The sequence below is a fragment of the Streptomyces sp. NPDC032822 genome (assembly GCF_055578825.1).
This window is the reverse complement of sequence record NZ_JBVIOL010000004.1, coordinates 397764-419530: the sequence shown is the minus strand read 5'-3', so window position 1 is coordinate 419530 and position 21767 is coordinate 397764. Positions and strand designations below refer to the sequence as shown.

Genomic DNA, 21767 nt, shown 5'->3' with positions numbered 1-21767 from the left:
CGGCCTACCTGTCGTCGAGGTCCACGGGATCGACACGGCCCTCGGGCGGATCGCCGTCCTCGACCTCTCGGCGATTGGCCCGCCAGGCCTCCACGGCCTGCTTGACCTGGTTCAGCAGCTCCTTGAACCCGGTGGCCGCACCCGCACCGATCAACGCGACGACGATGTCCATGCCGACGCCCATCGGGGCGCCCGGCTCGTCCGTACGGGGCTGCTCATGGATCTGCAGCCCGCCGGCCCGCACCAATTCGTCGAGCGGTTTCTCCCGCTCCAGCCACTTGCGCAGCGCTCCGACGTCACTCTCGCTCGCGGTCCCGTCCAGCCGAACGCGTATGCCTTGGTTGGCCACTCCGTCCCCCTCAGCCATAACTCACCATCATGGCAGTGCGGTGAGGGTCAGGCGAGGGGTTCGCACCATCACATGTTCACGAACCGAGAGTCTGCAACTGCCGCAGCTGAAGCCGGATGTTCTCCAGCGCGCCCTCCCGGCGGCCGGGCACCCGCTCGCGCAACTCCGCCAGCGGGGGCCCGAGTTCACGGGCGGCCTCGGTGTCCTGGATCTGGCTCCACTGGTGGTGCGCCCGGTCCACGGCCGCCTCCACCGCGGGCGCGTCCAGCGCCTGCCCAGCGCTCAGCCGCGCCGACGCCACCGCCAGCCAGGTCCGACAACTGCGCACCGCGTCCCCCGCGAACATCGCCAGGTCCGCCCGCACCTCCGCCCAGTGCAACGCCTGCTCCGAGGCCCGCCCCTGAGACCGCACAGCGGCCTGCTCGTGCTCCGCCGCCAACGCATCGGCATCATCGTGCCGCCCGTCCTGAACGGCGGCGGTGATGGCGGCATGCGGATCATCACTGATTCCCTGCCGCGGAACGACAACACGGGCCACCTCACTTCGCCGCCCCCGCGACCCCACCTCATCCATTCCGTCCGACACCGACTGCGGACGCCGATCCGCCCCACTCACCCCGTCCGACACCGGCTGCTGTGGACGTCGGCCCACCCCACTCAGCCCGTCCGGCGTTTGAGGACGAGGCCCCTTCAGGGCCGAAGCGGGGGTCTGGGGGCGGCAGCCCCCAGGGACGGTCACCCCCACGCCGGGCGCCCGCAACACCAGGTCCCCGTACCCGTCGCTGCCCAGCCGAGCCAACGCCTGCTCATGCAACTGCGCCACCGGCGGACGCCACCCGCTCCGCAGAATCGTCGCGACCGCCTTCATATACGTCGGCACGGCCACCGCCCGCCGCGCGGACGGCGGCGGCGCGATACGGCCGTACACCGCACCGGCCTGGCCGGAGTCGAGAGGGTTCGCCCGCAGCCACGCCCAGGTCTCGGCGTCGGCATGCAGGTCGAGCAGCAGGGTCGTGGTGCCCGGTGTGCGCAGGCGCAGTTCCTCGCGGATCCAGTGCCAGGGGAAGCCGGTGTAGCGAACGGTGGCCGTGGTGGTGCGGGCCAGCGCGAGGTGGGGCAGGTGCTGGCGGCGGTCCAGCAGCAGTTGGCCGGTGAGGAAGACGGTGAGCGGCCCGGGTGCGGTCGCCGCGGCACGCAGCCGGGTGAGAACGGCCTGGGGTTCCAGCGGGTCGGCGAGTTCGACGACGTTGGCGGTCTCGGTGCCGGACAGCACGGCGGGCGGCACGGCGGCGAGCACGGGAAGCACGGACGCAGCGTCCACCAGACAGCCCTTGCCCACCGGCGACGCGGCCAGCAGCAGCACGGTTCCCGGCATCGGTCCCTCCCTGTCCCCCGTCGATCACGTAACTGCAGCACGGTAACCGCTGCGGCTGCAAAGGTGGGCCTCAGGACGGCGAAGCGGCCTGCTCCGGCGGCCCGCCGACGGCCCTGCGGACCGCGAACACCGTGGTGTCGTCGGCGAGTCGGCCACCGCAGTGCCGCAGGGTGCCGTCCCGGACGAGAGCGACGAGGCGGTAGGGGTCGGCGATGCCCGGGTCGGCGGCGAGAGCCCGGGCGACCTCGTCGGCGAGCGGATAGAACGCGCCGGTGGCGTCGCGGGCCTCGGTGACGCCGTCGGTGGTGAGCAGCAGGGTGGTGCCGGGGGCGAGGGGCACCCGGTGGACGGGGGGCAGTCCGGTGGCGAGTTCGGTGAGGCCGAGGGGGAGGCCGTCGCCGGGCGGCAGGGGCCGTACGCCGTCGGGGCCGACCGCCAGCGGGGGTTCGTGGCCGAAGACGACGGCCTGCACCACGTCCGGGTCGTCCGCGGGGAAGCCCAGCAGGACGGCGGTGGCGAACCGGTCGCCGTCCTCGCGGCCGAGGGCGGTGATGTGCAGGCCGTGCCGGTGCATGCGGATCTCCAGGCGTTCGGCGACCGTGGCGAGGTCCGGCTCGTGGTAGCCGGCCTCGCGGAACGTGCCGAGCAGCGCGGCGGCGGCCTCGACCGCGGCGAGCCCCTTGCCCTGGACGTCGCCGATGAGGACGCGGGTGCCGTGCAGGCCGGGCTGGATGTCGAAGAAGTCGCCGCCGACGCGGGCCTCGCTGTCGGCGGCGAGGTAGACGGCGGCGTGGTCGAGGCCGCCCCAGGCCGGTGGCAGCGGGCGCAGCAGGGTGCGGCGGGTGGTGTCGGCGACGTCCAGCATGTGCAGCAGCTGGCGTTCGCCGCGTTCGCGGACCACGCAGGCCAGGACGGCGAGGAAGCCGCCGGCGGCGACCAGGATGAAGTCGGGCAGGCCGCTGCGGAACTGGTTCGGCCAGGCGCTGTCCGCGAGGGTGTAGGTGACGAGCGCGAGGACGGCGAAGACGGCCGTGCCGCGCACCCCGCAGATCGCGGCGGCGATCCCCGGGACCAGCACGATCCAGGAGATGATCCGGAACTCGCCCCTGGTGTTGAAGTCGACCAGCGCGATCCCGACGAGCAGCAGCAGCGGTGGCAGCCAGGCGACGCTGTGTCCGCGGACGCGCAGCATCCGGTGCCGGCGCGACACGTCCCCCTGCCGGTGCACGGGCGACGCCGGTGGGCCCCGCCGGGCCGGTCCGCCGCCGCGGCCGGCGCGTCTGTCGCCCAGAGCCCTCATGCGGCTCAGCGAAGCACGCCGCCGGAGCCCCCGCATCCGCGTCCGCCCCAGTTACCCAGCCCCTGCCCCCGCCCCTACCTCTGCCCCCGCCCCTTCCCACCCCTGGGAACCGATCCCACGGAACCCGTCCGCCGACTTGCCAGGGCCCGTCCCCCGGTGTGCTCTGGAAGGCGGGGGCGAGGAGAGAGGAGTGCGCTCATGGCTCAAGCGGCACCCACGCCCGGCGGCATGCGCGGCACGCACCGCCGTCCGGTCCGGCCCGGCACGGCCCGGCCGGTCCGCACACCCGACCTGTTCAGCGAGCGGGTCCACACGGTGGCGCGGTACGCGGTTCCCGTCGTGCTCGGGCTCGTCTACGGCTACTGGGCGGCGGCCAACCGGCGCGAGGGCGGGCCCATCACCGGCTGGAACCTCCTGTTCGGCTGTGTCACGGCGCTCGCGTTCATCGTGCTGTGTCTGGCCGTGGCGACGTTCGCGCCGCTGCTGAAGCGGGAGTTGCACTCGCTGACGAAGTCCGGCTTCGCGGGCGCCGCGATCGGCTTCCTCTACAGCCAGACCGGCGAGAGCGTCCTGAGGTCCTCGGCGATCGGACTGGCGGTCGCGGCGGGCGTGTTCGGGGTGTTCTTCTACCGCTACTACACGCGGGAGGACGCGGAGGGAAACCGCGTCCGCTGAGATCGGCCACCGAGGTTACGGGCATCGGCCACCGAGGTTGCGGGCACGGCGTGGGGGCCCCGGCTTGTCGCCGGGGCCCCCACGTCTCCCTCATCCCTCCACTCACCAGTCGGCGGGGAGCCAGTCCCAGCCGCCCGACGAGGATCCGGCCGCGCTCCAGCTCCACGAGCCCGAGGCGCTCCAGGAGCCGGAACCGGAAGCCGACCAGGAACCCGAACCCGAGGTGGCCCAGGACTCGTTCCAGCCGGGGTCGTTCCAGTCGGCGTTGTTCCAGGTGTCGTTCTTCCATTCCGGGCACGGGTCCGAACAGGTCGGTACCCGACGCCCGTCGGTGTCCACGAAGTCGGCGCTGACCCAGCCCTGGGCGCCGACGAACCAGTACCAGTACGGGTTGCCGTTGACGCTCTGGCCGCGGACCTTGCACTCGACACGGTCCTGGCTGCCCGGCGAGAGCCGGTCGACGACCGCCGAGTGCGTGGTGGGCGCCGCTCTCACGTTGAGCGCGGTGCCGGAGACGATGGTGCCCCAGATCGGACCGCCGGATCCGCCGCCGCCATGTCCGTCGGCGTAGGTCGGCGGGGTCGCGGCTGCTGCCGTGGATCCCGCTGCCGCGACGGCGAAGGTGCCGCCGGTGAGCAGGATCGCGGCCATGGTCCGCAGGGCCGGAGTGGTGCGCATGAATCGGCCTCCTTCTCCCCAGAACCATGAGACACCCGTTCGGGTGAACCCTCCACCGGAGAACGACCGGCCCGGTCGCCCCAAGGCATCCGGGGCACCAGGGCATCCGGGGCCTACGACGGCCCGGTTCCCGTTCGGCTGGCGCGGTGCGCCCATATGCAGGCGTGCCGCTCGCGCACCCGGTGCCGCGCGCCTTGCCTGGAGGGGTGTCCTCCCGTCTGCGCAACGCCCTGTCGGCCACGCTCCTCGCCGTGGCCTGTCTGCTCGTGCCGTTCGGCGCGCTGGCGGCCTGGGTGACGTACGGGATCGCCGACACCGGCCGGTACGTCACCGCCATGGCGCCGCTCGCCGCCGACCCGGACGTGCGCGAGGTGATCGCGGACACCGTCGGCACCGGCATCGTCCACGAGGTCGACGTGGGCGGGCGGATGCGCCCCTTCGTGCGGGACGCGGTGCGCTCGTTCACCCGCACCGAGGCGTTCCGCACGGCGTGGGACGCGGGCAACCGGGCCGTCCACGACGCCGTGTTGACCGCGCTGCGGGACGGCGAGGAGGGCGCGGTGACGGTGGACCTCGCGCCGGTCGCCGCCGAGGTCAGGGACCGACTCGTGGCGGACCACGTGCCGTTGGCGCACCGCGTCCCGGTCCGGCACACGGAGGTTTCGGTGCTCCCGGCCGAGGATCTGACCCGGCTCCGGAAGGGGTTCCACGTGCTCGACGTCGCCGGTTTCTGGCTGCCCGTCACGGCGGCCGTCCTCGCGGTCGCCGGGGTCGCCGTCTCCGCCTGCCGCCGCCGCGCGGTCACCGCGACCGCCCTGGGCACGGCCCTGGGCGGCGCCCTGCTCGGCCTCGCGGTCGCCGTCGGCCGCCGCCTCACCCTCGCCGACCTGCCCGATCCGGCCCACCACCCGGCCGCCGGAGCGATCTACGACGCCCTCACCGCCACCCTGCGCACGGTCTCCTGGCTGCTGGTCGCGGTCGGTCTGACGGTGGCGCTGACCTGCTGGCTCAGCGGCCGGTACGGTCCTCTGGCCCGCCCGCCGGCGCACCGGCTGGTCCACCGGCTGCGACCTCGGCGAGGGTCCGCAGCGCCCTCCGCAGATCCGGCACAGCGGCCGACGCGAGCCCGAGCCTGACCGCGTCCGGGGTGCGGCTCGGGTCGACGGCGAAGGCCGACCCGGGCGTCACGGCGATCCCGTGCGCGGCGGCGGCGGCCGTGAAGGTGTCGGCCCGCCACGGCGCGGGCAGCTCCCACCAGGCGTGGTAGGCGCGGGAGTCGGACCGTACGGCGAAGCCGCGCAGTTCCTCGGCGAGGATCCGCTGCCGGTGCCCGGCGTCCACCCGTTTCGCCTCCACCAGCCGCGCGAGCGTCCCGTCGCCGATCCACCGCACCGCCGCGTCCAGCGCGAACCGGCCCGCACTCCACCCGCCGGAGCGGATCGCGTCGGCCACCGCCTCGCCCCGCCCCGGCGGCACGACGGCGAAGCCGACGGTGAGTCCGGGCGCGACCCGTTTCGACAGCCCGTCGACGACATGGGTGAGGTGGGGTGCGTGGACGGCGAAGGGGTCGCCGTCGGCGAGGAAGGACCAGATCCGGTCCTCGACGACCGGAACGCCCAGGTCGGCGACGACGGCGGCGAGTCGACGCCTGCGCTGCTCGCTCGTCGTCACGGACGTCGGGTTGTGCAGCGTCGGCTGCACGTACAGGGCGGAGAGGGGAGCGGCGCGGTGGGCGGCGGCCACGGACTCCGGCAGCGGCCCGTCCTCGTCCGCCGCCAGGGCCACCAGCACCAGGCCGAGCCGGGCGGCGATCTCCTTGACCAGGGGATACGTCAGCGGCTCGACCCCGAGACGGCCGCCGGGCCGGACCAGGGAGGCGAGGGTGGCGGCGATGGCCTGGCGGGCGTTGCCGGTGAAGAGCAGCCGCTCGGGGCCGGGGCGCCAGTTCCGGGTGGCGAGGAGACCGGCCGCGGCGTCCCGGGAGGCGGGGGTGCCGTCGGCGGCGGCGGGGCGCAGGGCCTCGGTGAGGACGTCGGGCCGGAGCAGGGGCGCGAGGCCCGGGGCGAGCAGCTCGGACTGGCCCGGCGCGGAAGGGTAGTTGAGCTCCAGGTTGACGAGGGTGGCCGGGGATCCCGTCGTGGCCGTGGCGGGTTCGGTGAGCGCCCGGCCCGCCGGTGCGGCCGGGGCCGCCCGTACGAAGGTCCCGCGCCCGACCTCCCCGACGACCAGTCCCCGCCGGACGAGTTCGCCGTACACCCGCCCCGCCGTCGACCCGGCGATCCCGCGGCGGCGGGCGAACACCCGTTGCGGGGGCAGCCGTTGGCCGGGCCGGAGGCGGCCGGTGGTGATGTCGTCGGCCAGGCGGTCGGCGAGGCGCCGGTAGTCGTCCACGGGGTCCCCCATCAGATTGCACCGAGGGCAAAGATCTTATTGCACCGAGACGGAGGGGCGATCTAGGGTCGTCCACATGCCCTCCTCCGTCCCTCTTGTCCTGGTCCACGGCCATCCCTTCGACCACACGATGTGGTCCCCGCAGCTCGCGGAGTTCTCCCCCGCCCGCCACGTCGTCGCCCCCGACCTGCGCGGCTACGGCGTCTCGCCGGCCGGGTCCCCGCCCGCCCCCGCAGTCACGGCGTTCGAGGACTTCGCCCGGGACATCGAGGCGCTCCTCGACGACCTGAAGGTGGAGACCTTCGTCCTCGCGGGCCTCTCCATGGGCGGCCAGATCGCGATGGACTGCTACCGGCACTTCCCGGAGCGCGTCCGGGGCCTGGTCCTCGCGGACACCTTCCCGGCCCAGGAGACCCCGGAGGGCGTACGGGCCCGCAACGCCATGGCGGACCGCCTCCTCAAGGAGGGCATGCGGGGGTACGCCGACGAGGTGCTGGACAGGATGGTCGCGCCGTACGCCGATCCGGCCGTCAGGGCGCACGTCCACCGCATGATGACGTCCGCACCCCCCGCGGGTGCCGCCGCCGCCCTGCGGGCCCGCGCCGGGCGCCCCGACTACCGCGGCCTGCTGTCCCGCGTCACCGTCCCCGCCCTGGTCGTGGTGGGCGCCGACGACACCTACACCCCGGTCTCCGACGCCCGGGACATGCACGCGGCCCTCCCCGACTCCACCCTGCGGGTCATCGAGCGGGCGGCCCATCTGCCCAACCTGGAGCGGCCCGAGGAGTTCAACGGGGCGCTCGGGGAGTTCCTGGCGCGGGTGGACGCCGCCTCGTAGGGTCGGGACGGTGACCGACCGCCCCGGCCGACGACTCGGCATGTGCTGCGCGGCGGTGCTGTTCGCCGGGGTGAGTGCCGTCGTCGGCTGCCGCCTCGCCGACACCGACGGGATCACCCCCGTACCGCAGCTCCTCGCCTTCCTGCCGTGGCTGCTCGCGCCCGCCGTGCTGGGACTGGCGCTCGCCCTGCTCACCCGCTGGTGGACCGGCGTGGTGTGGGCGGTGGCGGTACTGGGCCTGCTGGCCTGGTTCATGGAGCCGTACGGCAGGACGGGCGCCCCCGGCGGACCGGCCGTCGCCTCGCTTCGGGTGCTGACCTCGAACGTCGAGTTCGGCGGGGCCACCGACGCCCTGATCTCCACCGTCCGCCGGGAACGGCCGGACCTCGTCTTCGTCCAGGAGTGCGAGTACGGCTGCGACGCGGCACTGAAGGAGTCCCTCGGCACCGCCTACCCGTACCGGCAGGCCGTCGAGGGCGGCGGTTCGGCGGGCTCCGTCCTCCTCAGCCGCCTCCCGCTCCGGGCCACCCCGGACATCCCCGGCACGATGGGCATGCCCGGGGCCGTCGCCGACGTACGAGGGCGGGACGTACGGCTCCAGCTCGCCCATCCGATGCCCCCGCTGCCCGGCCAGGTCGGCGTCTGGCGGCGCGAACTGGGCCTCCTGCGCGAGTTCGCCGCCGCCCACGCCGCCACCCCGACCGTCCTGGCCGGCGACTTCAACGCCTCCCAGGACCACGCGGCCTTCCGCCGCATCCTCGACACCGGTCTGCGCGACGCGGCCCGCCTCGCCGGATCCGACCGCACCCCCACCTGGCCCGCCCGCACCGCCGGCACCACACCCGCGCTGGGCGCCCAGATCGACCACGTCCTGGTCTCCGCCGACATCGCCGCCCACGACGCCCGCTTCCTCGACCTCACCGACACCGACCACCGCGCGCTGCTCGTCGAGATCACCCTCCACCGGGGCGGATGAGCGGGGCGATCACGTCACCGAGGTGAGACGACCGCCCGCTCCCCGGTTCCCGGGGCCGCTCGGTTCCTCAGACGCCGATGTCGTCGCCGTCGGCACGCCACACGGCGACCACCGCCGGGCGGACGATCTTCCCCGGACCGTCGGGCCAGGTGCTGGCCGGCTTCTCCACCGTCGCCCCGGCGATCTCGCCCGGGTGCTGCACCGAGACGAGCACCCGCCGGTCCTGGACGACCGGGCCGCAGGTCTCGGCACCGATCGGCATGGTCAGGAACTGCTTGAGCTCACCGCGCCGCTCACCCTTGGTAGCGACGCCGAACAGGCCGTCGTGGTAGCCGAGTTGGGCACCGTCGGTGGAGATCCACAGGTTGCCGTGCGGATCGAAGGCCACGTTGTCCGGGCAGGAGATCGGGCTGACGTCGTCCTTGGGGAACCCGGCGAAGTAGGTGGCGGGGTCCTCCGGGTCACCGGCGACGAGGAACAGCGTCCAGACGAACCTCGTGCTCTCGGGCCGGTTCCACCGCTCGGTCAGCTCCAGGATGTGCCCGTGCTTGTTGGCGTTTCGCGGATTGGCCTCGTCGGCCGGGGCGTTGCCGCCGATCCCGCGGTTGGTGTTGTTGGTGAGGGCGACGTACACCTTGCCGGAGTGCGGGTTCGGCTCGATGTCCTCGGGCCGGTCCATCTTGGTCGCGCCGACCTTGTCACCGGCCAGCCGGGTGAAGACGAAGACCTCGTCGGCGCTCATCCCCTCCACGTGCGAGACGGCCCCGCGGGCGGTCGCGGTGGCCAGCGGGATCCACTCGCCGCCGCCGTCGAACTCGCCGTCGGCGGGCAGCTTCCCGGTGCCGTCGATCTCGATGGCGGGGGAGTCGCCGGTGAGCCGGGCGACGTAGAGCGTGCCCTCGTCGAGCAGCGACAGATTGTGCTCGCGCACGGACCTCGACGTCCCGTGCCTCATCCGCTTGCTGCCGACGAACTTGTAGAAGTAGTCGAACCGCTCGTCGTCCCCTGAGTAGACGACCGGCCGCCCGTCCTGGGTGAGCCGCACGGTCGCGCCCTCGTGCTTGAAGCGGCCCAGCGCGGTGTGCTTGCGGGGCGTGGAGTGCGGGTCGTACGGGTCGAGTTCGACGACGTACCCGAAGCGGTGCACCTCGTTCGGCTCCTGCGCCACGTCGAACCGCTTGTCGAAACGCTCCCACTTGCGCTCACTGGCCGTCGCGGCGATGCCGTACCGCTTGTCGGTGGTCCGGGTCGCGTGGGCGAAGTACTGGTTGAAGTTCTCCTCGCCGTGCAGGGTGGTGCCCCACGGGGTGGTGCCGCCCGAGCAGTTGTTGAGGGTGCCGAGGACCTTGGTGCCGGTCGGGTCGGCGGAGGTCTTCAGCAGGTCGGACCCGGCGGCGGGCCCGGTGAGCCGGAACTCGGTGGTGGCGGTGACCCGCCGGTTGAGGGGATGCCGGGACACGGCGGACAGCTTCCCGCTCCTGCGGTCCCCCTCCACCACCACGGCGGACAGCCCGTGCGCGGCCCACGCGATCTCGACCTGCTCACGCGTCGGGTTCGCGGCGTCGTACCCGCGGAACATGAGCACCTCGTCGGTGTACTCGTGGTTCGCGACGAGGACCTGCCGGTGGCGCTCGCCCGGGAGGGGCAGCAGCGAGAGGAAGTCGTTGTTGTACCCGAACTGACCGGCCTGGGCGGCGGCGGTCTGCCGCTCCGGGTCGAAGGCGGGCGCCCCGCGCAGGATGGGCTCGCCCCAGCGGACCACGATGTTCTGCCGGTACCCGTCCGGGATGGTCACCGCATCGGCGTTGTTGGGCTCGATGGCGCCGAACCGGAGCCCACGCGCACCCTTCGAACCGCCGGGTTCGTGCCGTTCCGCGACGTCTCCGACAGCGGCGGCCGGCGTCACCGTGGCCGCCCCCGCGGCCCCGGCCACGGTGACGACGGCCGCGGCCCGCATGACCGAGCGGCGGCTGAGCGCACCGGCGATGACATCACCGACGTACTCGTTGGCGGAGGTGTTGGGCGCCGGATGAAAACAGGCGTCACCACACCGAAACCGACAGGTGAGCGCGGAACGCCCACCCGGATGCGACACGTTCGAGGTCCCGATCAACGGCAACTGCCTACGCATTTTTTACGCTCCCCTTGCTTCTCCTTGAATCCGGCGTGACGGACGCTAGGCGCACGCTTGTGCGGGAGCGGGGCGTGGCAGTGAACGGCGAATGAACCCCAGGTGTCCGTCCACGAGTCGACGAAGGCCTGATGTGCCTCTTGACGTCCTCGGGGTCGCGTGGGCCGCCCCTGCCCAAGATCACCTTCTGGGGCCGCTAACCTTACGTGTCCGTCCTGGCCAGGGATTGACGGGCATCAACTCATGCGAAGGGTTGCGCACATGGGCATTCTCACTCTCCTGCGGAACGCGTTCGGCCGGTCACGCAAGGAGTCCACCACGACTCCTTCGCAGGAAACCGAGGTTGCCACCGAGGAGGCCGCACCCAAGGTGCCGGCCCCGGCAACAGAACCGACCCCGCCGACGACTACGACCGCCACACCGCCGACGGCGACGACAACGGTCCCGGACCCCCGCCCCGCCGAGACCACGCTCTCCACCAAGGACGAGCACGACCTGGTCTCAGCCGCCTTCGACAAGGTGACGGCAACCGTACCGAAACAGGCCGAACCGACAACCTCGACGGCCCAGACGGCCCAGACGACGACGGAACCGACCCCGGAGCCGGAGCCGGTCGCGGAGACCACCCCGGAGCCGGTCACCGAGGTCACGCCGGAGCCGGCCACGGAGAAGGCAGCACCCGAGCCGGTCGCGGAGGTCACGCCCGAACCGGAGCCGACGCCCGAGCCGGTCACGCAGGACGCGGCCCCGGAAGCGGTCGCGCAGGAAGCGACTCCGGAAGCGGTCGCGGAGGAGTCGGCGCCGGAACCGGCCGCTGAGGTCCCGTCCGAGCCGGTGACCGCCGAAGAGGCCGAGCCGACCGCGGAGGCAGTGGCGCCGGAACCGGTCGCGGAGCCGGTCGTGGAACCGGTGGTGAAGGAAGCGACGCCGGAACCGGTCGCGCAGCCGGTCGTGGAGGAACCGAAGGCGGACGTCACGCCGGAGCCGACGCCCGAACCGGAAGCGGAACCCGTGGCGGAGACCACCCCGGCCCCCGAGCCGACCGTCGAGCCGCAGCCCGAGCCCGAGCCCGTCGTGGAACCGGCGCCGGAACCGGTCGCAGCGGCCACCCCCGAGCCCGAGTCCGCGCCGGAAGCGGAACCGACCGCGGAGGTCACCCCCGAGCCCGAGCCGGACCCGGAGCCCGTCGCGGAGGTCGCCCCCGAGCCGGAACCGGTCGTAGAGCCGGTCGCAGACCCGATTGCCGAGCCTGCCGTCGAGACGGTTGCCAAGCCCGCCGTCGAGGCAGTCGGAGTACCGGCCGCGGAGACCACCACCCCCGAGCCTCCGGCCGCCGACGGCGAGGACGCCCCGCAGGGGCCACCCGCGGCCGACGACGAGACCGGCACGGGTGGTGTGGGTGGGAACACGACGGCCGACGGCGAAGCCGGGGCCGCCGTACCCGCGACCCTCCGCACCGCCTACGACGCCGCCGACACCACCCTCAAGTCCAACGGCCTCACCGGCACCACCGCCAAGGTCTACCTCGTCCTCGACCGCTCCTCGAGCATGCGCTCGTACTACAAGGACGGCTCCGCCCAGGCCCTCGGCGAACAGACCCTCGCCCTGGCGGCCCACCTGGACCCCGAGGCCAAGGTCCACGTCGTCTTCTTCTCCACCGAACTGGACGGCACCGGCGAGCTCACCCTCACCGACCACGACAACAAGATCGACGAGCTGAACGCCGGTCTCGGCCGCATGGGCCGTACCAGCTACCACGCCGCCGTCGAGGCGGTCGTGACCCATCACGCCGAGGAAGCCGCCCCCGGCACCCCCGCCCTGGTCGTCTTCCAGACGGACGGCGCCCCGGACGCGAAGACCCCCGCCACCCAGTCCCTCACCGACGCCGCGAAGAACCACCCCACGGTGTTCTTCTCCTTCGTCGCCTTCGGCGAGCACGACAACAAGGCCTTCGACTACCTCCGCAGGCTGAAGACGGCCAACACGTCCTTCTTCCACGCGGGCCCGGCCCCCCGCGAGCTCACGGACACCGAGCTGTACGAGGGCGTACTGGCCACCTGGCGCCCGTAGCCGGCCGGCTCCACCCCATCGCCGCACCCCACGCCGTCCGTCTCCCACCCCGTAAAACGGGAGGCGGACGGCGTACCCGTGTCGGCTACGATTTCAAGGTTCCGTACATAGCAACCTGGGAGCAGCCCCCGATGGCTCGACACCTCATCACCAGCGCCCTTCCGTACATCAACGGGATCAAGCACCTGGGCAACATGGTGGGGTCCATGCTCCCGGCGGACGTGTACGCCCGCTACCTCCGCCAGCGCGGCCACGACGTCCTGTACATCTGCGCGACGGACGAGCACGGCACTCCGGCGGAGCTCGCCGCGAAGGAGCAGGGGATCCCCGTAGCGGACTTCTGCGCGCAGGCGCACGACGCGCAGAAGGCGGTCTACGACGGCTTCGCGCTGGCCTTCGACTACTTCGGCCGGAGTTCCTCCGCCCAGAACGTGGAGATCACGCAGCACTTCGCCCGCCGCCTCAACGAGAACGGCTTCATCGAAGAGCGGGCGATCCGCCAGGTCTACTCGCCCACCGACGGCCGCTTCCTCCCGGACCGCTATGTGGAGGGCACCTGCCCGCACTGCGGCTACGACAAGGCCCGCGGCGACCAGTGCGAGAACTGCACCCGGGTCCTCGACCCCACGGACCTCATCGACCCGCGCTCCGCGATCTCCGGCTCCACGGACCTGGAGGTCCGCGAGACGAAGCACCTCTTCCTCCTCCAGTCGAAGCTCCAGCACGAGGTCGAGGAGTGGGTGGCGCGGACCTCCGAAAAGGCTCCCGAGTGGCCGCAGCTCGCCTCCTCCATCGCCCGCAAGTGGCTGAACGAGGGCCTGCACGACCGCGCGATCACCCGCGACCTGGACTGGGGCGTCCCGGTCCCGTCCGACACCTGGCCCGAACTGGCGGCGGACGGCAAGGTCTTCTACGTCTGGTTCGACGCCCCGATCGAGTACATCGCGGCGACGAAGGAGTGGTCGGATCTCGACCCGGAGAACCGGGACTGGAAGTCGTGGTGGTACGAGGCGGACACCGGCGAGAACCCCGTCCGCTACACGGAGTTCATGGCGAAGGACAACGTCCCCTTCCACACCGTGATGTTCCCGGCCACCGAACTCGGTGTCCGTGAGCCGTGGAAGATGGTCGACTACGTCAAGGCGTTCAACTGGCTGACGTACTACGGCGGAAAGTTCTCCACGTCCCAGAAGCGCGGCGTCTTCACCGACCAGGCCCTGGCCATCCTCCCGGCGGACTACTGGCGCTACTTCCTCATCGCCAACGCCCCGGAGTCGGACGACTCGTCCTTCACCTGGGAGCACTTCACGGCGACGGTGAACAAGGACCTCGCGGACACCCTCGGCAACTTCGTCAACCGTGTCCTGTCCTTCTCCAGGAAGCGCTTCGGCGAGGAGGTCCCGGCGGGCGGCGAGCCGGGCGAGGCGGAGGCGAAGCTGGGCACGCAGATCGCCGAGCTCCTCGCGGAGTACGAGTCGCAGATGGAGGCGCTGCAGTTCCGCAAGGCGGCCGCCGCCCTCCGCGCGCTCTGGTCCGCGGGCAACTCCTACCTGGAGGAGAAGGCTCCCTGGCTGGAGATCAAGACCAACCAGGAGGGCGCGGCGCTCACCCTCCGGACGGCGATGAACCTCATCCACCTCTACTCGGTGGTCTCGGAGCCGTTCATCCCGGCGTCGTCGGCCGCCATGCGCCAGGCGTTCGCCCTCCAGGACGACACGGCGACCTGGGTCTCCGAGGCCGAGGCGAAGTCCCTCACCGCCGTCCCCGTCGGCACCCCGTTCACGGTCCCGCCGGTCCTGTTCGCCAAGCTGACGGACGAGGACCTGGCGGCGTACAAGGAGCGCTTCGGCGGCGAGCCGGCGTAACCGCGCAGCGTACGGAGGGGCCCGGGAAGCAGGCGCGTCCCGGGCCCCTCCGTGGTTCCCGCCCCACTCCCCGCCCCCGCCTCCCCTCCTTCTTGCCCGACTCCTTGTCCCACTCCTTGCCGAACCCGCTGCCGACATGTCCTCGCCAACCCGTATGGTTTCCGCCATGGCAGTTCCCGAGGTCATTCCGATCGCCTATGTGCCTAAGCACCACACCGAGACCATCGGCCGGTACGCGGACGGACAGTTCCTGGCGTCGATCACGTACGCCTTCCCGGAAGGGTTCCGTCTCGACGACGGCTGGGAAGAGCAGAAGCGCCTCTACGTCGTGCTCCACACCTTCGACACCGACGGCCGCTACCGCGACTCGGAGATCTGGTGTGCGGGCAGCTGGGCCGAACAGCGGCGCGCCCCGGAGGGCGAGGACTCGGTGCTCAGCCGTGCCCGCGTCCACCTGGCGAAACTCCTGCGCAGCCTCCCCCGCCGCTCCTACACGGACATCGCAGTCCGGCCCTTCCGGCTCACCGTGGACGGCGTGCTGTTCGGCCTGGTGACACGTGAGGAAGACGGCGAGACCTGGGCCGAGCTGTACCCGGACCGCCTGGCCTTCGGCGAACCGTGGAACGGCCGGTACGACACCTGAGCGCTCGGCTCCCCGACGCACAGGCACCACCCCTCACCCGTACGTCCCGTGCCACCGGTCCCGAAGGAAGAGATCGCTTCCCGGACTGGTCGTATCGGAGCAGCGGGCCCGGAGAGAGATCCACTGGCCCCTTCCCCAGGCCCCTCATCTCCACGTTCAGCCGGCGGCCAGCACACCCGCGCCCGTCGTCGCGGCCAGCGTCGACGGCAGGTTCTTCGCCGAGGACTCCAGGCCCGCGGTCAGCGTCGGCGTCCAGTTCACCGTCGTCTTCAGATCCTTGGAGGACGCGGCGTTGTAGGCGGCGACCAGGTCGGTCGTGGTGCCGTTGACGAGGTTGCCGCTGCCCGCGACCGAGCCGGTGCCGTCGCCGCTGAGGAGCTTGGCGGGCTTGGCGCCGGACGGGAGCCGCCAGTAGTTGTTCGCCGCGACGACCTGGGCCTTGGCGCGGGAGTTGATGCTGTACTGCGGCGCGTAGCCGTTGAGGGTCGTGACGTCGTAGTGGTTGTTGTAGACGTGGATCTGGCCGATGCGGGCCAGCGGGGCACGCTGGACGATGCCCTTCCACACGTTGTGATGGATGGAGACCCGCAGCTTGCCGGTGCTGTCGGTGTCGCTGCTGCCGATCAGCATGGTCTTGTCGTGGTTGGTGAACCGGTTGTGCGAGACCGTCACCAGGTCGGAGCCCTTGGTGATGTCGAGGGCGCCGTCGTGGATCTGGTACTCGCGGCCGAAGTGGTCCGGGTTGGCGCTGTCGAGGTGGGGCGCGTCGGTGAACGTGTTGTGGTCGGCCCAGACGTGGGTCGCGCCGCGCAGGGTCACCGAGTCGTAGTTGGAGTTCCAGTTGCCGTCGTCGCCGTCGGTCGGGTCCCACTGCGGGAAGCAGTCCTCGGTGGCGGCGAAGGTCAGGTTGCGGACGATGACGTTGTCCACGTTCTGGATCTGGAGCATCCCGCCGGTGATCCCGGCCTGGGTGCCGGGGACGCCGACGAGCGTCGTGTTGGCGGGCACCTTGAGGACGATGTTCTTCGCCTGCTTGCTCTGGGCGGCGGCGCGGGCCTTCTCCTGGGTGCCGGACGGCAGCTGGGAACGGCCGTAGGTCGCGGGGTCGTACGCCTTCAGGTACGCGGCGAGCGAATAGCCGGTGCCCGAGGCGTAGTTCGCGCAGGTCAGCTTCTTGCCGGCGTCGTCGGTGTTGGCGTCGATGGTGCCCTTGACCTTGATGATCCGCGGCGTGGTGTCGGAGACCGAGCCGAGCGCCTTCACGAGCTGGGCGCGGGTCGAGACGGTGAAGGTGTGCGCGGAGTCGGCCTTCGTGCCGCCGGTCGTACCGGTGCCGGAGGACGCCCAGCCGTCCTTCGCGGCGAGCGTCCGGTGGTACAGGTCGACGGCATCGGCGTTCGCGCTCATCACGAAGACACCGGCTCCGGCCCCGGCGGCCAGGACGGCGACGGAGGCGAGAAGGGTGCGCCGTGCGCGAAGGGACCTGCGGTGGGAAGGGGTTGCCACGGAGGAGTCCTTACGTGGTGGTGTGGTGCACGTGCTGGTCGTGAAGCCCGCGTGAACGGATCTTCTGACTCCTCAGTGGCCGCCGGGGTCCCAACGGTTGCCGTGGGAACGGGAATTGATCCCGAGGCCCACTCAGTCCCTCGACTCCTCAGCCCCTCGACTCCTCCACTCCTCAGCCCCGTCCGCCCGGCCCGCCCCGAATTCCCCGCCCTCCTCGGTCGTGGTCCCGCGGTCGGCGACGCACGGTCGACGTCGACAGGAACGGGGCGATGCCCCGCCGGGCGGCCTCGCGGGCCCGTTCCGGGCACGACCGGCGTGAGAGCGTTACCTCACTCTCGGCAGGCAGCCGCCAGGCCGGCGCCTTGACCTCGGCGGCCTGCGGCGGTGTGAACGAGGCGGGACGGCCGCAGCGTTGACGGTCTTCGAGCCCGGGCAGGCCCGCCTGGGCGAACCGGCCACGCCAGCGGCGCACGGTGTCCAAGCACAGCCCCGACTCCTGGGCGATGCACGCGTCGGAGCGTCCACGCGCGGCGTGCGGCACGACCTGCGCACGCACCCGCAGCCGGTGCTCGGAGCCGTAGGCCATCTTCTTCAACCGCACGCGTTCGGCGGCACTCGGGGCGGTCGGACAGGAGGCGCGGACGGGCAGGGCGGGCGAACCGATCGGCCGAAGTGGATCACTGGTACCCCGCGTCCTGCCCCACCCGTCACCGCCCCAGCCCCCGCGATGACCGGTACAAGAGGCCACTTGGACAGGGAAAACGCAACTTCGACATGGCCCGCAGAGGCAGCTACCTTCACCTGGTCTTCGGCGATCGCCCACGGTCGCGCAGGAGTTCCTTCAGGCTGAGCCGCCCGCGACGGGACGAGTTGGTCATGCCCCACGAACCCTCGCCCCCATGCGTCAGCCACCGATCCCGGTCCACACCAGGCAGCCCCACCAGGGAGAGACGCATGCCCCATCTTGCGCTGTACACATTCGGCGTCCTGAAGTCACCTCTCGCTGACCCCACACCTCTCACACGCGAGTTCTACGACAGTGGCGAGGCCATCTACCGGAGGATCAGCCAGCACCCCGGGTACCTCGCTCATGCTGAAGCGGCAGAAGGTGACCCGGGCATGCTCTTCGAGGCGGACTGGGGTGCATGGGGAGAGTTCGCCGTACCGAACTGGTACGACAAGGGCCGTACGGTGGAAACCACCGCCCTGGCCGCGACCCTCTCACTCTGGACCGATCTGCGGCCCGCCTTCGACGCCATCTACACCGGCCTGCACCGCGAGGCGCTGAACAGGCGTTACGACTGGTTCGAGAGGAAAGAACACCCGAATTACGTGTTCTGGTGGGTCTGCGACGGCGTGACACCCACCTGGCAGGACGGGGCTTCCAGCCTGGAACGCCTCCACGACCACGGCTCCGCGCCGCACGCCTTCACCTTCCACCACTCGTTCGCCCCGGACGGAACTCCGACCAGGATCAAAGGCATCGGGCCGAGGAGCGACCAGGCTCGCTGACAAGGAAGCCCGGACGACTGGGTTCGCTGTCGAGCGCCTCGATTGAACGACGGCGAACAGACGCGTCTGCGCTACGGCGGATCCGCCGGCACCTGGGGCTGCGCCCTCTACGTCGAGACCGGTCCCGGGACTAAGCACTAAGGTCGGCCATCTGGCCCGGGCCCAGCGCCCATCTCCCTGTTCCGGAGGTTTGGATGATTCTTGCCGCCCCCGTCTTGTGCGTCTTCGCCTGGATGGCCTGGTCGGTCATCCGGATGAGCCACTTGCCCCTCTGGCGTCAGTGGCTGCCCGCCGCACTGCTTACGGCTGCCATCTCTTCATGGTTTCTCCTCGCGCCTTCCGGTGTCTCCGTCTTGTGGGCGTACCTGCCCGTCTGCCTCGCACTGGCGTCGTGGGCCGTGAGCTTGCGAGAACGCCGCGTGGCAGGCAGGCAGGAGCGCGCCGAGGAATCAGGGTGACCGGTCAGCGCACAGGTGCGCCAGCAGCGCGGCCAGACTGTCGCGGGTGACGGGGAGTATTCGGGCGGGGTCGTCACTTTCACGCAGGAGCAACGAGGCTTCGGCGTGGGCGAGTTCCACGCACTCGTTTCCGTCGCCCGGGCCCGAGAACGAGGACTTCTGCCACTGGGTCATGACTACAGTTCCTTCACCACACGATGGATGAACTCCCGGGACTTGACGGGGTCCAGCGCTACGGACTCCACCTTACGGAAGAGTGTTCGCATAGCCAGGAGTTGAGCGGCTGCATCCAGGAACACCGAGCCGTACGGTGCGTCCCGCTGAACCGTGTCCAAGGCAGCCACGCGTCCACCCGCGTACATCATCATCGAACTGGCCCCAGCGAATCCGTCGACGTCGAACGGGATCACACGCACCTGCACATTCGGCCTCTCCGACTCACGCAGCAGCTCTTCGAGTTGGGCCCGGGCCACTCGTCGATCAGCGACGCGCGTGCGCAGCACGGATTCGTGCACGACCGCCTCGAAGGGAACCCTCCTTTCGTGCGAGAGCACCGACCTGCGGCGCACCCGATGCGCCAGTCGTGGTTCCAGCTCACTGTCCGGGAGTTCGGGCACTCGGTACGCGAGCACCGCGCGGGCGTACTCCTCCGTCTGGAGCAGTCCCGGAACGTGCGCCGTTCCGATCACCCACATGAACTGCGCGTGGTGCTCCAATTCCGCCAGGTCCTGGAAGACCGGCGGCAGCGCGTCCCGGTACTCCTCCCACCATCCGCGCGTATGGTCATTCGCCATCTCCACAAGTGCGTCGACAAGCTCCGTGTCGGCACAGGCGTACTGCACTGCGAGGCGCCGCACCCGTTCCTCACTGACTCCGGCATTGCCCGCCTCGATCTGGCTCATCTGCGCCGGGCTCGTGCCCAGCAGCGCAGCCGCCTGCCTGGACGTCAGCCCCGCCGACTCCCGCAATTTGCGCAGCTCAATGCCTAGACGCACCTGCCGAGCAGTCGGCTGAATCCTTGCGGGCATTCGACCCTCAACTCCCCAACGGCGCTGTTCTCACCCGGGGTTGAACACCCCCGATCGGGTGCCAGATTACGCGAACGACTTGCCCCGGCAAAACATTTACCCCTACCGTCGGTGATGCGCCGCACACCCTGCGAAACCGGGGCCCCGGAAGCGCACCGCTCCGCCCTGCCACGACGGACGCGGCAATGCCACCGCCCGCAAAGCGCCGACCCAATCCCCCTCCCGCCGAACGGAGTTCGCCCATGCCCGACCTCGATCCCGAACCCACCCCCCTCCCCGCCCCCTGGGAATACACCCTCTACGTCCCCCAAGACCCCCGCTCCATCCCCATCTGCCGCCGCACCCTCCGCCTCATCCTCACCATGCACGGCCTCATCACCCTCGTGGACGTCGCCGAACTCCTCGCGACGGAGCTGGTCGGCAACGCCGTACGCCACACGAAGGGCCCCGCCGCCCTCCGCGTCCAGTGGTCGGCGGGCGTCCTGCGGATCGGTGCGTGGGACGCGGACCCGGAACCACCCGGCGAGTTGACGGGCCTCACCGGCGCGGACGCCGACGCCGAAGACGGCCGCGGCCTCGCCCTGGTCCGCGCCTGCGCCGACGTCTGGGGCTGGCAGCCACTGTCGAGACACGGCAGCCGGGGCAAGTACGTGTGGTGTGAGCTGGGCGAGACGGCGTGAACGTCCCCGGCCGGGGAGCTTTCGCGACCGACCGCGCAACGGAACAGAGGCGTCGGCGCCCGAGGTTCGGGATGGGTCACTCACCCCGACCGGGCAAGACCCCGCACGTCACACCGCCGTCGCCCCGGCGCCGGCTCCGCCTCCGGCGACGGCTGGTCGCCGTCCAGCCCCAGGGCGGTCCGCGCCTCTCGGACGTGCTGGATGCCTTCCGCGGCGGTGCGCTTGACCTGCGCGTACTCCGCACCGGTGTGGGCGGTGACGAGCTGGGCGCGGGCGGTGCGGAGGCGTTCGGTGGCGTCCGTCAGGGACTGGACCGCGTGCCGGTCGGCGCCGGCCAGGGTCCGCACGTCGAGCACGGACAGACTGCCGCCGAGCCGGACCACCCACCGGTTGGCCTCGACCTCCTCGTCCAGGTGGGACAGGGCCTCCGACCGCTGCGCGCGGCGCTGCGCGACGACCGCGCCCACCGCACCGGCGATCAGCAGCAGCGAGAACAGAGCGGCGAGTGCCATGGTGTCCACCTCCGGCGACTCAGGGACGTACGCGAGTCGTACGGCTGTCGGGTACCCCATGAGACCGCCCGGTGCTGTGCGTCCCCCGCGAGAATTCGGTGCGGCGCCCATGAGGTTTCCGAGGGAGAGGCCCACGACTCCTTCGCAGCGCACCGGCCGCACCGCCGTATCGCCGTATCGCCGTATCGCCGTATCGCGGTCACGGTCTCCTCGGTCGTGCCGACCACGGCGGACGGCACCGTTCTCACGACCTCGGCCGGCGCGCCTCCGCGACGAGGGCGTGATCGAACTCCGCCGTGGGCGCGGCGCGCGAACCCGGCCTGAACGACGAGGAGATCCTCGGGCTCGTACGGAGGGGCATGGCCCCGCGGGAGCCGTGAACCGATGCGGCCCCGTCACAGGTCACCAGGGGCCGTGCTCGGCCAGGCCCAGGATCAGGGCGGCCACGGCGGTGGCGAGGAACACGATCCCGCCGACGATGTTGCGGGAGCCCACCCGCAGGTGGGCGAAGATCGCGCCGATGAAGTACAGCGTCAGGCCGGAGGCGGCGAGGGTTCCCAGGAGCGGCACGGCGAACCCGGCCAACAGCCCTACGGTGCCCGCCGCCAGCAGCATGCCCAGCACCGGTACCCACGTCCGGGGCAGTCCCTTCATGTCCGCCTGGGTCTTGGGGTATTCGTGGCCGATCAGATAGGTGACGGCGGCCGCACCGTTGAAGACCGCGCCGAGGACGGTGACCGTGACGTAGGCGACGAACACGCCTTCTCCGCTTCTGTGGGG

At 71.6% G+C, this 21767-nt stretch carries 20 protein-coding genes; 8 read left to right on the top strand and 12 right to left on the bottom strand.

The features are described from left to right. Positions 1-4: 4 nt before the first annotated feature. The 3 genes from ACZ5VD_RS14400 to ACZ5VD_RS14390 form a co-directional block, all read right to left on the bottom strand. Positions 5-367 carry a hypothetical protein gene (locus ACZ5VD_RS14400; protein WP_468554240.1) on the bottom strand — a complete coding sequence of 121 codons (363 nt, stop codon included), beginning with the start codon at positions 365-367 and terminating at the stop codon, positions 5-7. Positions 368-425: 58 nt separating this feature from the next. Continuing rightward, positions 426-1724, bottom strand: coding sequence for a hypothetical protein (locus ACZ5VD_RS14395; RefSeq protein WP_468682369.1), 1299 nt, complete (start codon positions 1722-1724; stop codon positions 426-428). A gap of 70 nt (positions 1725-1794) precedes the next feature. Further along, positions 1795-2916: a PP2C family protein-serine/threonine phosphatase gene (locus ACZ5VD_RS14390; RefSeq protein ID WP_468682495.1), complete on the bottom strand. Its 1122-nt coding sequence runs from the start codon at positions 2914-2916 to the stop codon at positions 1795-1797. Positions 2917-3222: 306 nt separating this feature from the next. On the opposite strand from ACZ5VD_RS14390, the gene ACZ5VD_RS14385 reads away from it, so the two are divergent. Continuing rightward, the gene (locus ACZ5VD_RS14385; RefSeq protein ID WP_468682368.1) at positions 3223-3699 is read left to right on the top strand and encodes a hypothetical protein; all 477 of its coding nucleotides are present in this window, start codon (positions 3223-3225) and stop codon (positions 3697-3699) included. 102 nt (positions 3700-3801) lie between these two features. Here the strand turns inward: ACZ5VD_RS14385 and ACZ5VD_RS14380 are convergent, their stop codons facing one another. Both ACZ5VD_RS14380 and ACZ5VD_RS14375 read right to left on the bottom strand, forming a co-directional pair. Next, complete coding sequence (locus ACZ5VD_RS14380) at positions 3802-4377, bottom strand: SH3 domain-containing protein (RefSeq protein ID WP_468682367.1); 576 nt, start codon at positions 4375-4377, stop codon at positions 3802-3804. A 1008-nt stretch (positions 4378-5385) separates the two neighbouring features. Next, positions 5386-6768, bottom strand: a complete 1383-nt coding sequence (locus tag ACZ5VD_RS14375) for an aminotransferase-like domain-containing protein (protein ID WP_468682494.1) — start codon at positions 6766-6768, stop codon at positions 5386-5388. A gap of 76 nt (positions 6769-6844) precedes the next feature. On the opposite strand from ACZ5VD_RS14375, the gene ACZ5VD_RS14370 reads away from it, so the two are divergent. Both ACZ5VD_RS14370 and ACZ5VD_RS14365 read left to right on the top strand, forming a co-directional pair. Continuing rightward, complete coding sequence (locus tag ACZ5VD_RS14370; RefSeq protein WP_468554244.1) at positions 6845-7606, top strand: alpha/beta fold hydrolase; 762 nt, start codon at positions 6845-6847, stop codon at positions 7604-7606. 40 nt (positions 7607-7646) lie between these two features. Beyond that, the gene (locus ACZ5VD_RS14365; protein WP_468682493.1) at positions 7647-8582 is read left to right on the top strand and encodes an endonuclease/exonuclease/phosphatase family protein; all 936 of its coding nucleotides are present in this window, start codon (positions 7647-7649) and stop codon (positions 8580-8582) included. Between the two features lie 67 nt (positions 8583-8649). On the opposite strand, the gene ACZ5VD_RS14360 is transcribed toward ACZ5VD_RS14365, so the two are convergent. Then, entirely contained in the window at positions 8650-10713 is a 2064-nt protein-coding gene (locus tag ACZ5VD_RS14360) for a PhoX family protein (RefSeq protein ID WP_468682366.1), read from the bottom strand. 261 nt (positions 10714-10974) lie between these two features. Here ACZ5VD_RS14360 and ACZ5VD_RS14355 point away from each other — a divergent pair, with 261 nt between their 5' ends. The 3 genes from ACZ5VD_RS14355 (at position 10975) to ACZ5VD_RS14345 (ending at position 15291) form a co-directional block, all read left to right on the top strand. Further along, positions 10975-12783, top strand: coding sequence for a VWA domain-containing protein (locus tag ACZ5VD_RS14355; protein WP_468682365.1), 1809 nt, complete (start codon positions 10975-10977; stop codon positions 12781-12783). A 131-nt stretch (positions 12784-12914) separates the two neighbouring features. Beyond that, on the top strand, positions 12915-14648 hold the full coding sequence (gene metG, locus ACZ5VD_RS14350) for a methionine--tRNA ligase (protein ID WP_468682364.1): 1734 nt from the start codon (positions 12915-12917) through the stop codon (positions 14646-14648). Positions 14649-14814: 166 nt separating this feature from the next. After that, positions 14815-15291, top strand: coding sequence for a hypothetical protein (locus ACZ5VD_RS14345; RefSeq protein ID WP_468554248.1), 477 nt, complete (start codon positions 14815-14817; stop codon positions 15289-15291). Between the two features lie 156 nt (positions 15292-15447). Here the strand turns inward: ACZ5VD_RS14345 and ACZ5VD_RS14340 are convergent, their stop codons facing one another. Continuing rightward, positions 15448-16797 (bottom strand): pectate lyase family protein, encoded by a 1350-nt coding sequence (locus ACZ5VD_RS14340; protein WP_468682363.1) that lies wholly within the window; start codon positions 16795-16797, stop codon positions 15448-15450. Between the two features lie 172 nt (positions 16798-16969). Beyond that, positions 16970-17398: a helix-turn-helix domain-containing protein gene (locus tag ACZ5VD_RS14335; protein WP_468682362.1), complete on the bottom strand. Its 429-nt coding sequence runs from the start codon at positions 17396-17398 to the stop codon at positions 16970-16972. Positions 17399-17751: 353 nt separating this feature from the next. On the opposite strand from ACZ5VD_RS14335, the gene ACZ5VD_RS14330 reads away from it, so the two are divergent. Further along, positions 17752-18309: a DUF3291 domain-containing protein gene (locus ACZ5VD_RS14330; RefSeq protein WP_468554251.1), complete on the top strand. Its 558-nt coding sequence runs from the start codon at positions 17752-17754 to the stop codon at positions 18307-18309. Positions 18310-18758: 449 nt separating this feature from the next. On the opposite strand, the gene ACZ5VD_RS14325 is transcribed toward ACZ5VD_RS14330, so the two are convergent. Together ACZ5VD_RS14325 and ACZ5VD_RS14320 are read right to left on the bottom strand one after the other, a co-directional pair. Further along, positions 18759-18941: a DUF397 domain-containing protein gene (locus ACZ5VD_RS14325; RefSeq protein WP_468682361.1), complete on the bottom strand. Its 183-nt coding sequence runs from the start codon at positions 18939-18941 to the stop codon at positions 18759-18761. A gap of 2 nt (positions 18942-18943) precedes the next feature. Continuing rightward, the gene (locus ACZ5VD_RS14320; protein WP_468682360.1) at positions 18944-19795 is read right to left on the bottom strand and encodes a helix-turn-helix domain-containing protein; all 852 of its coding nucleotides are present in this window, start codon (positions 19793-19795) and stop codon (positions 18944-18946) included. 242 nt (positions 19796-20037) lie between these two features. Between ACZ5VD_RS14320 and ACZ5VD_RS14315 the strand changes: the two genes are divergently transcribed. After that, complete coding sequence (locus ACZ5VD_RS14315) at positions 20038-20475, top strand: ATP-binding protein (protein ID WP_468682359.1); 438 nt, start codon at positions 20038-20040, stop codon at positions 20473-20475. Between the two features lie 80 nt (positions 20476-20555). Here the strand turns inward: ACZ5VD_RS14315 and ACZ5VD_RS14310 are convergent, their stop codons facing one another. Together ACZ5VD_RS14310 and ACZ5VD_RS14305 are read right to left on the bottom strand one after the other, a co-directional pair. Further along, complete coding sequence (locus ACZ5VD_RS14310; RefSeq protein ID WP_468682358.1) at positions 20556-20987, bottom strand: hypothetical protein; 432 nt, start codon at positions 20985-20987, stop codon at positions 20556-20558. A 402-nt stretch (positions 20988-21389) separates the two neighbouring features. Further along, complete coding sequence (locus ACZ5VD_RS14305) at positions 21390-21746, bottom strand: DoxX family protein (RefSeq protein WP_468554256.1); 357 nt, start codon at positions 21744-21746, stop codon at positions 21390-21392. Positions 21747-21767: the final 21 nt, after the last annotated feature.

Coding starts and splice junctions, on each gene's coding strand:
- ACZ5VD_RS14400 (WP_468554240.1), bottom strand. CDS start 367: ATGGCTGAGGGGGACGGAGTGGCCAACCAAGGCATACGCGTTCGGCTG.
- ACZ5VD_RS14395 (WP_468682369.1), bottom strand. CDS start 1,724: ATGCCGGGAACCGTGCTGCTGCTGGCCGCGTCGCCGGTGGGCAAGGGC.
- ACZ5VD_RS14390 (WP_468682495.1), bottom strand. CDS start 2,916: ATGCTGCGCGTCCGCGGACACAGCGTCGCCTGGCTGCCACCGCTGCTG.
- ACZ5VD_RS14385 (WP_468682368.1), top strand. CDS start 3,223: ATGGCTCAAGCGGCACCCACGCCCGGCGGCATGCGCGGCACGCACCGC.
- ACZ5VD_RS14380 (WP_468682367.1), bottom strand. CDS start 4,377: ATGCGCACCACTCCGGCCCTGCGGACCATGGCCGCGATCCTGCTCACC.
- ACZ5VD_RS14370 (WP_468554244.1), top strand. CDS start 6,845: ATGCCCTCCTCCGTCCCTCTTGTCCTGGTCCACGGCCATCCCTTCGAC.
- ACZ5VD_RS14365 (WP_468682493.1), top strand. CDS start 7,647: ATGTGCTGCGCGGCGGTGCTGTTCGCCGGGGTGAGTGCCGTCGTCGGC.
- ACZ5VD_RS14360 (WP_468682366.1), bottom strand. CDS start 10,713: ATGCGTAGGCAGTTGCCGTTGATCGGGACCTCGAACGTGTCGCATCCG.
- ACZ5VD_RS14355 (WP_468682365.1), top strand. CDS start 10,975: ATGGGCATTCTCACTCTCCTGCGGAACGCGTTCGGCCGGTCACGCAAG.
- metG (WP_468682364.1), top strand. CDS start 12,915: ATGGCTCGACACCTCATCACCAGCGCCCTTCCGTACATCAACGGGATC.
- ACZ5VD_RS14345 (WP_468554248.1), top strand. CDS start 14,815: ATGGCAGTTCCCGAGGTCATTCCGATCGCCTATGTGCCTAAGCACCAC.
- ACZ5VD_RS14330 (WP_468554251.1), top strand. CDS start 17,752: ATGCCCCATCTTGCGCTGTACACATTCGGCGTCCTGAAGTCACCTCTC.
- ACZ5VD_RS14325 (WP_468682361.1), bottom strand. CDS start 18,941: ATGACCCAGTGGCAGAAGTCCTCGTTCTCGGGCCCGGGCGACGGAAAC.
- ACZ5VD_RS14320 (WP_468682360.1), bottom strand. CDS start 19,795: ATGCCCGCAAGGATTCAGCCGACTGCTCGGCAGGTGCGTCTAGGCATT.
- ACZ5VD_RS14315 (WP_468682359.1), top strand. CDS start 20,038: ATGCCCGACCTCGATCCCGAACCCACCCCCCTCCCCGCCCCCTGGGAA.
- ACZ5VD_RS14310 (WP_468682358.1), bottom strand. CDS start 20,987: ATGGCACTCGCCGCTCTGTTCTCGCTGCTGCTGATCGCCGGTGCGGTG.